This is a genomic window from Corynebacterium uberis (genome assembly GCF_020616335.1).
Lineage (GTDB): Bacteria > Actinomycetota > Actinomycetes > Mycobacteriales > Mycobacteriaceae > Corynebacterium > Corynebacterium uberis.
This window is the reverse complement of sequence record NZ_CP085051.1, coordinates 629,470-642,968: the sequence shown is the minus strand read 5'-3', so window position 1 is coordinate 642,968 and position 13,499 is coordinate 629,470. Positions and strand designations below refer to the sequence as shown.

The following is a 13,499-nucleotide window of genomic DNA, read 5'->3' as shown; positions in this document are numbered from 1 at the left end:
CGCCGCGGGGCGGATCGGCCATGAGCGTCGTCGCCCTCTCGCGCTACAGCTGGCCCCTCCTGCGCGACGGTTCCCACGTGCAATTCGGGCTCGACGCCACCACCGCGGGTGTCTTGCACGTCGACCACGCCGCCCAAGTCGTGGCCGCCTTATGCCCGCTTGCCGACGCCCCGGAAGAACTCTGCACACTCAGCTCCCGGCTCGTCGCCGCGGGCATGGACGCCCACGACGCCGCGATCGTACTGTCCGATCTGCTCGCCTACGGCATCATCCATCCGGTGCCCGAGACCCCCACCGTGATCATCGTGGGCCGCTCCCCGCTTGCCGACGCCCTCGCCGCCCTGACCGACAGCCTCTCCTTCACCGTGCGCCGCCCCCTCGCGCAAGAGGACCTGCGCAGTTACCTGTCCTACAGCGCCCCCGGCACCCCGGTGGTCCTTGCCGATCAGCTCGCGTACACCCGCACCATCGCCCCCGCGATCGTCGCCGGGGCGGACATCATCATCCCCGCCGCGATCATGGACGCCCGCGGGGTGGTCGGCCCCCTGCGCATGTGGGGCTCCGGGCCATGCCCTATGTGCCGCGACCTACACCGATCGCAGGCGGACCCGGGCTGGCACCGGGTCGCCCCCGACTACGGCCCGGCCGCTCAGCGCGCAGACCCGGTGCTCGTCGCGGCCACGGCCGCCCGGGCGGCCGCCTGGCTAAGCATCCTCAGTGGCCTGCCCGCGCCGCCGGGTTGGCCGCACAGCACGCCTTTGCCCGGTGACGTCATCACCGTGGACCCCTACGGTACGACTACTGCCTCGCAGTGCCACACCCACCGCCTGTGCCCGCTGTGCCGGGCTGCCCACGGCGCGCCCCGGGTGCCCGCTGAGCTACCGAAAAGCCTCCAGGGCCTGAAGTAGGGAGGGGCCAAACTTTTCTATCTTCACCGGCCCCACCCCGGAGATGTCCAGCAGCTCCTCGTTCGTGCTGGGCAGTGCCTCAGCAATGGCGGTGAGGGTGGCATCCGAAAAGACGATGTAGGCGGGCACGTCCAGCTCGCGGGCGCGTTCGCTGCGCCATGCGCGCAGCCCCTCAAACACGGCCGCGTCCGCCTCCGCCGGGCAATCCTCGTGGCGGCCCAGGACCTTCTGGGTGGCCGAGTGCAGCGCCCTGCCGCACACCCGGCAGCGCTGCGGGCGGGAGCCGCGCGGTGGCGTCTGAGAGATCTCTGGCTCCGCGATGATGCCGTCAAGGAAACGCGTGTGCTTACGCGTGCCGCGCCCGCCCTCCTGGCGGGCGGCCGACCACGAAAGGTGCAGGTGCTCGCGCGCACGAGTAATCCCCACGTAGAACAGGCGGCGCTCTTCTTCGATCTGGTGATCCCCGGCCTTGATGGCGTGCCGGATGGGCAGCGTGCCCTCAACCAGCCCCACCAGAAAAACCGCGTCCCATTCCAGGCCCTTCGCCGCGTGCAGGCTGGCCAGGGTCACCCCCGCCACCTGCGGGGGTTGGCCTGCCTCCGCGCGCTGCCGCAAGGAGGCGATCAGCCCCGGCATGTCCAGGTCTGGAATGTCGTGGGCCAGCTCCTCGGCCAGGTCCGCCAGCGCGCCGAGCAGCTGCCAGCGCTCCCGCGCCTGAGCACCGGCCGGCTCGGTGGGCGTCAACCCCAGCGGGGCAAGCGCGGCGCGCACAACGTCGGCTAAGGGGGCGTCGTCACGCGGGCGCTGTGCCACGCGCACCAGCTCGCTGATCGCCTGCTTGATCTCCGGGCGCTGGAAGAACCCCTCTCCACCGCGGACCTGATAGACGATGCCGGCATCCGACAGCGCCTGCTCAAAGACCGCCGACTGGCTATTGACGCGATAGAGCACCGCGATCTCGTGGGCGGGCACCCCCGAGTTGAGCAGGGTCAAAATCGCTCCCGCGATCTCCCGCGCCTCCGTCGGCTCATCGCTATAGCCGTGATACTCCGGCTCCGGGCCCGGCGCGCGCACCCCCTCCAGCTGGAGGCGAGTGCCGGCGATGCGGCCGCGGGCCTGCCCGATGACCGTGTTGGCCAAGTCTGTCACCTGCGGAGTCGAGCGGTAATCCCGCTGTAACTTGACCACCGTGGCGTCCGGATAGTCGCGCGAAAAGTTCAACAAGAACTCCGGGCTGGCTCCCGTGAACGAGTAAATGGTCTGGTTCGCATCCCCCACCACCGTCAGGTCATCGCGCTGGCCCAGCCACGCCTGCAACACGCGCTGTTGCAGCGGGGTCACGTCCTGATACTCGTCCACAATAAACGTGCGGTACTGCTCGCGGAACTCCTCGGCCACGGCCGGGGAGTTTTCCAACGCCCCTGCCGTGTGCAGCAACAGGTCATCAAAGTCCAGCAGCATCCCTTCCGGGGTTGACTTCGCGGCCTCATAGCGCCGGTAGACCTCGGCGACCTGCTCCGGGCGCGCCGGCGGGGTGCGGTGGCTGCCGGCTATCGCCTCCGCATACTGATCCGCCGTGATCAGCGAGGCCTTGGCCCACTCGATCTCCCCGAGCAGGTCGCGCACCATTTCCTTGTGGGATTCCAGGCCCACCCCGCGCGCGGCGCGCCCCACCAGCGGAAACTTGTTATCCACCAAGCGCCACGGCAGGTCCCCGGCCACCTGCGGCCAAAAGTAGCGCAGCTGGCGCCGCGCCGCGGCGTGAAACGTTCGCGCCTGCACCCCGCCGACGCCCATGTGCACCAGCCGGTCGCGCATCTCCCCGGCCGCGCGGGCCGTAAACGTCACCGCCAGCACCCGCTGGGGCGAGACAAATCCCGCGTCGATGAGATGGGCAATCCGGTACGTAATGGTGCGGGTCTTGCCCGTGCCAGCTCCGGCCAGGATGCACACCGGGCCCCGCGGCGCCGTCGCTGCCACCCGCTGATCCGCATCCAACGCCTCAAGATCAATCATGATTTCCCCCCTTTTCTAGGTGTTCCTGGTGGTTCGCCCACCAGCTGATCATCGTATGCGCTATGGATCCCGGCGCGGGAAGCGGCAGCTGGGCAAGCTCGGCGCGGGTGACCCAGCGGGTCTCCACCAGCTCGCCGTCCGTGGGGCCGACCGCGGTGGGGTCCAGGCACGTTGCCGTCACCCCGAGCATCACAGACCCAGACATCGGCCACGGCTGGCTGCCCCAATAGCGCACATCCGTACCCAACACCCCGGTCTCCTCGCGCAGCTCCCGCACGAACGCGGCCTCGATGGTCTCCCCCAGCTCCACGTAGCCGGCGATCAGGGAGAAATACTGCGCGCGCTGCGCGTTGCGCCCCAGCAGGACCCGCTGGCCGTCCTGCGTTGCCACCAACCCAATCACCGCCGGGCTGATCTGCGGATAGACCTGCGCGCCCTCCGGGGTGCGGCCAACCAGGCTGTCTTGTGCGAAGCTCAGTTCGGCTCCCGTCGCCGCGTCGAAGCGGCAGGTCTCCCGGTGCCGCAGCACCGCCGCCGCGCGCACCACCAGCTGCAGCCCACTGAGCTCCCGCACCGCCGCAACGCGACCGCCGACTTGTGCGGCCGCGGCGTCGACAAGCTCTGCGCTCATGCGGGCCACCGACACCTCGGGGCCAAGCCCCACCGTCAACCCGCCGAGCGGCACCTGGCCGCTCATATCCACCGGCTGGCCGCCCGGGCGCACCGCCACCCGATACTGCGGGTCAATGCCAATCAACACCGCGATCTACTGCCCCTTCACATCATCACCGGTGACCCGGCGGACAAATAGTAGCCGGTCGCCTGGCTCGACAGTCTCCGATTCCGGCGAATCGATGCGGTAGAGCTCCCCGGAGCGCACCACGCCCAGCACAATGTCTGCCAGATGCCGCGGGTTGGCCCCCACCTCATCCTCCGCGACGGGACGCTCAGCCACGGAGAAGCCCTCATCGGGCGACAACAAATCTTCCATCATCTCCACCACTGAGGGGGTGACGGTGGCCAGGCCGAGCATGCGCCCGGCGGTCTCGGAGGAAATCACCACCGAATCCGCCCCGGACTGCTCCAGCAGGTGCTGGTTTTCGTGCTCGCGCACGCTGGCCACGATCATGGCGCTGGGGGCTAGCTCGCGCACCGAGAGCGTGACCAGGACGGCCGTGTCATCCATGTTGGGGGCAACCACCACGGCGCGCGCCCGATTCACACCGGCGACCTTGAGCACATCCGCCTTGGTGGCAGAGCCATAGACGGTGACCAGGCCCAGGTTTTCCGCCCGGTTGAGCGCCGAGCGGTCCGTGTCAATGATGACGATCTGGTTGGCCGGCACCCCATCGGCCAGCAGCGCCGCCACCGCTGAGCGCCCCTTGGTTCCGTAGCCGACGACGATGGTGTGGTTGCGCACGCGATTCCTCCAGCGCTGGATAAGCAGGGATTTACGGGACTCCTCCGTCAACACCGACAGCGTGGTGCCAACCAAGATGACCAGGAAGGCAATGCGCATCGGGGTGATCAGGACGATGTTGAGCAGACGCGCATGCTGGGTCACCGGAGTGATATCCCCGTAGCCGGTAGTCGACAGGGACACCGCGGAGTAGTACAGCGCGTCGATGAAGGTCAGTGTCTCTGTGTAGCCATCGCGGTCCAGGTAGACGATGACTGAGACGATGATGAGCAGCAGCAGCGCATACCCGATGCGGGTAGCGATGAGCACCCAGGGGCTCGACCGCGGCTTGCCGGGGATAGAGATGACCCCCAACAGGCCGTGCACCGGAAGCGAATTGAGCTCGCCGTCGGTGCGAAAGCGCTCCCGGAATCTATTGGCCACGCTGGATCCTTTCTCCGTCAGCCCCGTTGGCATGGTTGGCGCGCACGCCATTGCTGCCACAGACCTTAGTCGGCGGGCCTGTCCCCCGGCGACGTCGCGCGGGCCATGAGCTCTTCGAGGCCGCGTTCATCAAGCAGCTGCGCCGGCTCGAAGGTGTAGTTCCACGATACGTAGTGGAAGGCCGCACGGATGTCCGGGTCCTGATACCCCTGCGCGGCGAGCTGGTGGGCCAGGGCCACCCGGTAGACGGCCAGCTGCACGGCGGCTGCCTCCAGCTCCGCTCCTCGCGGCTTGGGCCCGGTCTTCCAGTCCACGATGATCCAGTGGCCGTCCTCGGGGTCCCGGAAAATGGCGTCGATGCGCCCACGAATGGTACGCCCACCGATGGAGACCTCGAAGGGGTGCTCCACGTAGACGGGGCTGCGCTGCGCCCAGGGGCTGTTTAAGAACGCCTCCTTGAGTCGGTCAAGGTCCTGCGCGCGCACCGCCTCCTCGCCCACGCCGGGCAGCTCGTCTTCGTCCAGGAGGTGCTGGGCCCCAAAACGGTCTTCGAGCCACTGGTGGAAGGCGGTGCCCCGCTTGGCATAGGAATTGGGGCGAAACGGCACGGGGCGGCGCAGGCGGCGGGCGAATTGCTCCGGGTCACTGCGCAGCGCCACGAGATGGGAGGCAGTCAGTTGGCCGGGCAGTTCCACGTCCACGCGGGGGGCGGATGCGGCGCGGTGTTCTTCAATAAGGGCGGTCACGTCCGCCTCCCACAGCTCGGCGAGTTCACCGTCAGCGGGGGCGGGTAGCTGCTCAAGCGCGGCGGCGACAAGGGCCGCGCCGTCGGCCACCTGCGGGCTGGGCTCTAGGCGGGGGCTGAGCTCCGTGGCCACGGCCTCGGCGTCCTCGGGGCCGGGTTCGTCCTCCTCGGGGCCGTCTGCCCCCGGCAGGGGCGCGTCCGGGTCGACGGCATCCGGCGCGATTCGGGCGAGCAGCTCCATGAGCTCGTAGGGTGCGCTCTGTGCGCCTGAGTCGCGTTTGGTGGCGCCGGTGACCAGCAGGTCGCGTTCTGCCCGGGTGATGGCCACGTAGAACAGGCGCGCGTGCTCCTCGCTAAGGTCGGCGCGGATCTCCTTGAGAAAATCCTTGCCCAGGGCCTGAAACTCGGAACGATCCTCGGCGTCACCTGCCGCGAAGATGGGCACGGCCCCGGAATGGCCGCGGTCCTGGCCTTCCTCCTGGGCATCGCCGCGCAGGGTGGACGGGACGTGGCCGACGTTGGTGAGAAAGGAGCTGACCTTGACCTTCCACGTGCCGGCGTCCGTGTGCGGCACGGCCACGGTGCCCCATTCCAGGCCCTTGGCTTTGTGGATGGTCAGGATCTGCACCCGGTCTGCACGCACGATCACCTGCCCGGGGGCCAGCCCGTCTTCTTCCGTGCGGGCGAGCTCGAAGTAGTCCAGCAGGCCGGCGAGGGTGGCGCCGGGGATGTGGGAGTAGGCCGCGACTTCTTCGGCGAGTCGGTCCAGGTGGACGGTGCCGGCGGCGGCGTCGGCACGCGGATCCTGCCGGGCGAGCACTTCGATGCGGATACCGCTGAGGGTCTCAATGTCTGCGAAGAGTTCGGGCAAGGGTTTGGCCAGGCTGTGGGTGCGCAGGTAGCGCAGCCGGCTGGCCAGGTCGCTGATGCGGCGGCGCCCCTCCGGGCTTAAGTCGGGGGCCTCGCCGAGGTCTGCAATCGCATCGCCCAGTCCGGCATTTTGTTCTGCTACTGGCGGGGTGGCCTCGGCGATGATGGCGCGGAGGCGTTCGAGCGGATCCTCGTCCTGGGGCTGGGGGGCGCTGTGATCGCGGGAACGCCCGGCCAGGTTGGCGGCCCGGCGCGCCAGCGCGCGCACGTCTGCCCAGCCCAGGCCCACGGCGGGCCCCAGGAGGATCCGCGCGGCCTGGGTGTCATCGTCCGGGCGTATCAGAAGGGTGGCAAAGGCCAGCATGTCGGCGACTTCCGGGACGCTGAGCAGCCCGCCGAGGCCTACGATTTCCACCGGGACTCCGCGCTGCGTTAACTCGGCCGCCATTGGCCCGGAGTGCTTGTTCGCCCGCACGAGTACCGCGCCGGTGAAGTGCTCGCCTTCCTGCTGGGCGCGTTCGTAGCGCTGCGCCAGCTCGTCTGCAACATAGGAGCGCTCCGCATCCGCGGTGTCGAACCAGGCCAGCTGGACCCGCCCGGGGGCGGCCGCGTCAAAGGATTCCAGGGGCGCGACGCTGCGGCTGGGGGTTCCCGGGGCGCCGAGGACGCTGGAGGACACGGCGTTGGCCAGGTCCAGGACCGCGGGTGGGTTGCGGAAGCTGACGGTCAGTTCGGCGTGGGGCGCAGGGCCGGTGGGGGTGGGAAAGTCTTCCGCAAACGCCTGGAGGTTGGCCGCGGTGGCGCCACGCCACCCGTAGATGGCTTGCATGGGATCGCCCACCGCATTGACGGTGAGCTCCGGGTCTGCGCCCTGGCCGAACAGGCAGCGCAGCAGGACCCGCTGGGCGTGCGAGGTGTCCTGGTATTCGTCAAGCATGACCACCCGGTAGCGGCGGCGCTGGCTCTCCCCGACGATCGGGTGGTTGCGGGCCAGGGCGGCGGCGACGGCCATCTGCCCGCCGAAGGTGGCCAGGCCGCGGTCCGCAAGCGTGGTGTTCAGAAGGTCCACCAGCGGCAGGTAGTCCAGGCGCTGGCGTTGGGTCTTGAGCCAGGAACGAATGACGTCGGTGGTCCCATCACCGCGTTGCCGCGGCCCCTTGGGCAGTTGCTCGAACATGTCGAGCAGCGCCGCGGTTTCTTCCTGGATGTCGGCGGCGGCGACCTGGTGGTTAGCCATCTCCGCATGCAGGTCAAGCAGGGTATTGACCACCGTTGCCGGGGCATGGCTGGTGCTCAGGTCGCCGTGGTAGTCGCTAAGAATCCGGGAGGCTAGGTCCACGAGCTCTGCCCGTCCGATGAGGCGGGCGTCAGGTTCGACGGGGGCGAGCAGCCCGTACTGGTGGACGAGCGCCCCCGCGTAGGCGTCATAGGTGTGCACGCTGGGCTGCGGGTTGGCCAACGTCCGGGCGAGCTGCCCGGTGGGATCAACATCGCGCAGCTTGGGGCTGCCCGCAAGCATGGCCAGCCGGTCCCGGATGCGCTTATCCAGCTGGCGGGCGGCCTTGCGCGTAAACGTCAGCCCGAGGATTTGTTCCGGGGCGACGAGTCCATTGGCCACCATCCACACGGCCCGCGACGCCATGGTCTCTGTCTTGCCGGCGCCCGCACCGGCGACCACCAGCAGCGGCCCCGGAGGCGCGGCGATGACGCGGGCCTGCTGGTCGGTGGGCTTGTTGCGCCCCAGCACCGCGGCGAGCAGCGCTGGGGAGATGGGTTCGCGGTTAGACATCCGTGCTCGCCCGTCCTTCTGGTTGCAGTGGGCAGATGGTGCGCAGGCGACACGACGAGCAGCCATCGTTGAGGCGGGCGCACAGCCGCGGCCCGCGCATGTGGTGGGCCAGCTCGGGCAGGTAGGCGGCGAGTTGCTCGCCCTGTTGTGGGGTTTGCGGTGCCTGCTGGCGGCACGTCACGGACTTCGCCGAGGTTCCCGGGTAGACCAGCAGCGCGCCGCCGCACTCCGGGTGGGGTTGCCCGGTGGTCACGCCGCGGGCGGTGATGGTGCCGCGGGTCAACGCCAGCTGGTAGGCCTGCAGCTGCATCTGCTGCTCGGTCTTTTTCTGGGTAGGTGCGTTCTTGCCGGTTTTGAGATCGACGATGAAGTGATCCCCGGCGTCGTCCTTGTCCAGCCTGTCGATGCGCCCGCGGATGGCCACCCCGTTGCCCAGGTCCACATTCACGTCCACCTCAACGCCAACGAGCGTGAAGCGCCCGCGGGCGGCCAGCCAGGAGGAGGTCCGATCGAGGAGTTCGTCCCACTCCTCCCTTCGCGTCTGGCGGGCCCACGGCGGCATGCCGGGCAGCTCGGCGAAAGCGGCGGTGACCAGCTCGCGGGCGGCGGCAGGATCCGCGCCGCGTTGGAGGGCCTCCGCAAACCCGTGCACCAGCGTGCCTTTGAGCATGGCAAAGACGGAAGCATCAGAATGCGTGGACTCGCCGAGGATCTGTTCGCCGACGGCGCGCAGCGGGCAGGCATCCAGCGACTCAATGCGCGACGGGGACAGCGCCACCGTCTGCCCGGCGGGCCGCAGCTCTACGCTTGTCGACGCCTCCGTGGTCGCCCACCACTGCTCCGGATCCGCCCCCGGCACTCCCGCTGCCGCCAGCCGCGCCAACCCGCGCGCCGCCTGCGTGCGCCGCCACTGTGGGGCCGCCGTATCGCAGACTTCCCGGCGCAGCTCGGCGATCAGGTGCGTGCGGGAGAGCACCCGGTGGCCGAGCTCCGGCACCTCGTGGTCCCCCGGGGCTGGTGCGTCTGGCGCGGCGTCGGCCACCGCGGGGGTAGTGGCACCCGGCAGGTCCGCGGCAAACCTGGTCAGTTCCACTGGCTCCTCTGAGTCCGGGTCATGCACCGCGGTGATGAGGACCGCCTGCGTCGCCCGCGTGCAGGCCACCCCGAACAGGCGGGCCTCCTCGGCTAACTTGTCCTCGCGGCGCCCCACAAAGACATCCGGGTCGACGTCCCTGTCCAGCAGATCCACCAGCTCTTCCTGCTCGAAGAGGCTGCCGGTCTCCCCCAACGCCGGCCACAGGTGATCCTGCGCCCCGGCGATGACCACGCGCGCCCACTGCCGCCCGGCGGTGGCGTGCACGGTGGTCACCTCCACCGCCGGCGAGACCACGCCGCGGCGGTCGCGCACGCCAGTGGGCAAATCCTGGCTCATCATGGTTTCCACGAAGGAATCCACCCCGGCGGCCGGGCGGCGCTCCACGAAATCGCCCGCGGCATCGAACAACGCCATCACCGCATCCAGGTCCCGATCAGCCTGCGCCCCGGCGACCCCTCCGCGCAGGGCCTGCGCCATGAGCCGATCGGCAACGCCGGTCTCCTGCCACAGCGCCCACAGCACCTCCTCGGCCGAGCCGTGCTGGTTGCGCTCCTGGCGGCCCGCGGCCAGCACCCCACGCACCCGCTCCAGGATCTCCAGCTCCCGGCCTGTGAGCACCTCTTCGAGCTCCAGCTGCACGTCCGGATCCGGAGAATGAACCAGCAGGTCGCGCAGCGTATCCATCGCGCGCCGCGACATGTCCCACCGGCGCAATCCGCGCAGCAACCGCCGCAGCGTGACCGGATCCGCCCCGCCCACCGGGCCGAGCACCACGGCCTCCCACTCCTCGTGGGTCAGCTCCCGCGCTAACGACGCCGCCGCTAGCAGCACCGAGCGCACCAGCGGCTGGTGGGCCAGCACCACATCCGTGGTGGGCACGAAAACCGGGACGCCCGCCGCGTGCAGCGCCCGACGCACCGCCTCCACCTGCGGCGAGGACCGCACCACCACCGCGATCTGGGACCACTCCACCCCATCGATCAGGTGCGCGCGGCGCACCCAATCGGCCACCGCCGCCATCTCCGCGGCTGGGGTGGCCGCCCGCACCACCGACCGGGTGGGGTGGCGCCACGAATGCTCCAGCCGCAGGTGGTGGTCAGCCGGAAAATTCTTCAACACCGCCGGGTCTGCGCCCCGGAAGTGGAAAATGGACTGCTCCGGGTCCCCGCCCACCACCACGAGCTCGGCGTGCTTGGCCACCTCGGCGATCAGCTCGCCCGAGCGCGGGTCCAGATTGTGGGCGTCATCGACGAAGATGCTGTGCCAGCCGGCGTCCGCTATCAGGTCCGGGTCCCGGCGCACCTGGTCGAGCGCCGCGCTGACCAGCTCAGAGGCGCTGTACCACCGCTGTTCAGTAAGCGCCATGGCGCGGTCATATTCCTGCAGGAAATTCCCGGCCGCCACCCACACGGGACGCCGGTACGTCTTACCCAGCTCGCGCAGCCGCTCCGGGCCCACGCCACGCTCCGCGGCGCGCAACAAAAAGTCGCGCAGCTGACGGGCAAAACCCACCATGGTCAGCGCCGGGACGTACTCCGCCGGCCACCCACCACGCCCCTCCGCGGCCTGCCAGGCGAGCAGCTCCCTAAACACCGCATCCTGCTCCGCCCCCGTAATCAGGCGCACCTGCGCGCCCTCATCGGTGCGCGTCGCCTGCCGCAGCAGGGCGAACGCCAGCGAGTGGATCGAGCGCACCGGGGAATCCTGAGTCACCATCGCCGCGGGGGGAAGCGCCGCGTAGAGCTCCCGGCGCATCCGTACCCCGGCATCCTTCGACGCGGCGATCATGAGTAGTCCCGACAATGGGTGGGTGGCGTCGACGCGCGCGACGGCGGCGTCGATAAGCAAAGAACTCACCCCCGAACCCGCAGGTCCCGACACCACCCAGGAGCCCTCGTGCGGCAGCTGCGGCCACTGGCGGCGCACATCGCTTGTCGACGCCCCCGGTGTGCCCGCCACCAACCGAATCTGTGGAATCGGTGCGCCACCAACCCCCGCATGTGCAGCACTGACCATGGGTTTAACGCCGCGCCCCCGGATGAGACAACACCAGCTCCGTGACCTCCGCCAGGCGGCCCGTGGCCTTCGGATGCGCCGAATCCAACAAGGCATGCACGTACACGCGATACAGCAACGCGCGAATCACCAGCTGGAGGCAATCCGGCACGAAGGAGAAGCGATCCAAAATCCCCGGGTCCACCGCCCGCGCAAGCAGGCCGTCCGCAATCACCTGAGCAGCCGTATACCCATGCGGGTGGACCACGCCCACCAGATCAGTGACCACCGGGGCCGCATCGCCCGCGTAAATCGTGGTAGCCAGCATGTCCGCATGGCCCACCTGGACCGGACCTGACACCGCCGTGCGCGCCTGGCGCAGCACCGCGATCAGGTCCCGATCCAATCCGTCTTCTAAGTTCTGATCCACCTGCGTCAGCGTCGCCGACCAAGCCGCCTGATCCGCCAAGGAAAACACATCGCTGCTGCCCTGGTCCGGCCGCTCGGAAACCTCCGCTAAGGCATCGGCCAGCCGCAACGCCGCGGCAGCGGTCTCATCCACCCGGGCCGCAGGCTCCCCCGGCGCAAAGACGGTGGCCTTCCAACCCCCCGCCACATACCGCCCATCCGTGGCGCGCACCGGCCGCGCCACCGACACGCCACGCGGCGATAGGCCCTCGCGCACCCGCGCAGACCACGCCGTATGCGGGCCCAACGCGCGCGACAACACGATGCCCCCGCGGCGCCACCCGTAATCCCACGCCGCACCCAAAGGCACTGCCGAACCCGGCGCGCCGTCCGCGTGGAAGATGTCCGCCACCTGCTCCGGCAGCTCCATGGGCTCCGCCTCCGGCTGGGCCTGCGGCTGCTGTTCCGGCTTATTCACTGACTTCATTTACGGTGCCACCTTTGGATAGGGCCATGGATTGTACAAACACTGGGCGTGATCATCGGGGTAGACCTCCGCAGAATCGAAGGCATGCAGCTGCGAATTGTCCAGGCTCAACGTCTGCTGCATCATCACCGGTGCCAACTCCCCGCTCGCCCGGCACGGCTCGTGGTGCTCATAGCCCAGCCCGTGGCCAACCTCATGGTTGATCAGGTACTGGCGATAGGAACCCACGTCACCGGCAAACGGGGCGGCCCCGCGCACCCACCGCGACTCGTTGATGACCACGCGGTTGCCGTCGGTGTAGAAGCAGCTGGTCTCCATGGCCAAATTCGTCCCACACAATTCATGGGTTGTGCCCACAGAGGTCAGCTGAATGCGCATGTTCGGGTCTTGATCCGCGCCCACATGCTCAAAGCGGAACGCCGGGTCATGGGTCCACCCCTTGGGATTAGCCAGGGTGGCATCGATCATCGCGGCCAGCGCGTCATCCCCGCCGACCCCGGCAGTATCCACCCCGCCCTCAACCTCGATGACGTAGCGCACCACCTTCTCCCGGCCCTGGCCAACCGCCAGCCCCGGAGTGCCGATCACCCGATACGTCGCATCACCGCGCTCTGTAAACGGGCCTCCAGCCGGCAGCTGATCAGGCGCCACCGCAGGGGCGGCCGCATCCGCCGGATTCGGCCCCGTCTTGCCCTCTTCCCCCTGGTGATCATGCTGGTGGCCACCCCCGTGCTCGCCGGCCTGCTGCGTCGCCGCCACCTGCGCCGAGGCAGCGTCATCCGAATCCGTGGGCGAGGTGAACACGTCCACCAGGATCCACACGGTAATCACCGCCAGGACGGGGATGGCATACGCGCGCCATCCGTAGTCACGAGCGAAGCGAACCAGGGGGCTTTCAGAAACCATGATCGGGGCCTACACGCTCTTTCTTTAAGAACAACCAACCAGCAACATGCGCCGTGCTCTCGCGGAAGCCCAGCTAGGCTCCGGCGAATCCCACGGAGCGCCGCTCCGGCAGTCCCACCTCCACGTAGGCGATAGCGTCCGTGCGCAGCACATAAGACCGGCCCTTATCATCCTCAAGGGTCAACGTCGCATCCTGTCCGCCCAGCGCCTGCGCAACCTTCTGGGAAATATCCTTCGGCTCCGCTGAGCTGGAGATAACTAGCTCGCGGGGAGCCTGGGTAAAACCGATCTTGATATCCATAAAAGCTACTAAGACCTTTCCTTTTCGGACCGTCGAATCATGCTCGGTCTCATTGACGTATCGCCGACACTGGCGGCGCGATGCCAGGCCACGCCGCAGCCACAGCGCCCGTCCCAGGGACCATTATCCTCGCAG

General features: G+C 68.9%; 9 protein-coding genes. 1 reads left to right on the top strand and 8 read right to left on the bottom strand.

What is annotated here, in order from left to right; genetic code table 11:
- Positions 1-20 precede the first annotated feature (20 nt).
- Entirely contained in the window at positions 21-908 is an 888-nt protein-coding gene (locus LH390_RS02925) for a hypothetical protein (RefSeq protein WP_227280664.1), read from the top strand.
- Here the strand turns inward: LH390_RS02925 and LH390_RS02920 are convergent.
- The 8 genes from LH390_RS02920 to LH390_RS02885 form a co-directional block, all read right to left on the bottom strand.
- A complete protein-coding gene (locus LH390_RS02920; protein ID WP_227280665.1) occupies positions 879-2,924 on the bottom strand; it encodes an ATP-dependent helicase in 2,046 nt (681 codons plus the stop codon). The two genes, LH390_RS02925 and LH390_RS02920, sit on opposite strands and share 30 nt — an antisense overlap.
- A complete protein-coding gene (locus LH390_RS02915; RefSeq protein ID WP_227280666.1) occupies positions 2,917-3,684 on the bottom strand; it encodes an NAD(+) diphosphatase in 768 nt (255 codons plus the stop codon). Before LH390_RS02915 ends, LH390_RS02920 begins: the two co-directional genes overlap by 8 nt.
- A 6-nt stretch (positions 3,685-3,690) precedes the next feature.
- Positions 3,691-4,800, bottom strand: coding sequence for a potassium channel family protein (locus tag LH390_RS02910; protein ID WP_227288270.1), 1,110 nt, complete (start codon positions 4,798-4,800; stop codon positions 3,691-3,693).
- 32 nt (positions 4,801-4,832) lie between these two features.
- A complete protein-coding gene (locus tag LH390_RS02905) occupies positions 4,833-8,171 on the bottom strand; it encodes an ATP-dependent helicase (protein ID WP_227280668.1) in 3,339 nt (1,112 codons plus the stop codon).
- Positions 8,164-11,283 carry an ATP-dependent DNA helicase gene (locus LH390_RS02900; protein ID WP_274709715.1) on the bottom strand — a complete coding sequence of 1,040 codons (3,120 nt, stop codon included), beginning with the start codon at positions 11,281-11,283 and terminating at the stop codon, positions 8,164-8,166. Before LH390_RS02900 ends, LH390_RS02905 begins: the two co-directional genes overlap by 8 nt.
- A gap of 4 nt (positions 11,284-11,287) precedes the next feature.
- Positions 11,288-12,157 carry a TIGR02569 family protein gene (locus tag LH390_RS02895; protein WP_227280670.1) on the bottom strand — a complete coding sequence of 290 codons (870 nt, stop codon included), beginning with the start codon at positions 12,155-12,157 and terminating at the stop codon, positions 11,288-11,290.
- Positions 12,158-13,063 (bottom strand): DUF3152 domain-containing protein, encoded by a 906-nt coding sequence (locus tag LH390_RS02890; protein WP_227280671.1) that lies wholly within the window; start codon positions 13,061-13,063, stop codon positions 12,158-12,160. It abuts the gene before it with no gap.
- A 73-nt stretch (positions 13,064-13,136) separates the two neighbouring features.
- Complete coding sequence (locus tag LH390_RS02885) at positions 13,137-13,364, bottom strand: DUF3107 domain-containing protein (RefSeq protein ID WP_227280672.1); 228 nt, start codon at positions 13,362-13,364, stop codon at positions 13,137-13,139.
- Between the last annotated feature and the right edge of the window lie 135 nt (positions 13,365-13,499).

Excerpts from the sequence above, each read along its gene's own strand:
- LH390_RS02885 (WP_227280672.1), bottom strand. The coding sequence starts at position 13,364 with ATGGATATCAAGATCGGTTTTACCCAGGCTCCCCGCGAGCTAGTTATC.
- LH390_RS02925 (WP_227280664.1), top strand. The coding sequence starts at position 21 with ATGAGCGTCGTCGCCCTCTCGCGCTACAGCTGGCCCCTCCTGCGCGAC.
- LH390_RS02895 (WP_227280670.1), bottom strand. The coding sequence starts at position 12,157 with ATGAAGTCAGTGAATAAGCCGGAACAGCAGCCGCAGGCCCAGCCGGAG.
- LH390_RS02900 (WP_274709715.1), bottom strand. The coding sequence starts at position 11,283 with ATGGTCAGTGCTGCACATGCGGGGGTTGGTGGCGCACCGATTCCACAG.
- LH390_RS02905 (WP_227280668.1), bottom strand. The coding sequence starts at position 8,171 with ATGTCTAACCGCGAACCCATCTCCCCAGCGCTGCTCGCCGCGGTGCTG.
- LH390_RS02920 (WP_227280665.1), bottom strand. The coding sequence starts at position 2,924 with ATGATTGATCTTGAGGCGTTGGATGCGGATCAGCGGGTGGCAGCGACG.
- LH390_RS02890 (WP_227280671.1), bottom strand. The coding sequence starts at position 13,063 with ATGGTTTCTGAAAGCCCCCTGGTTCGCTTCGCTCGTGACTACGGATGG.
- LH390_RS02910 (WP_227288270.1), bottom strand. The coding sequence starts at position 4,800 with ATGCCAACGGGGCTGACGGAGAAAGGATCCAGCGTGGCCAATAGATTC.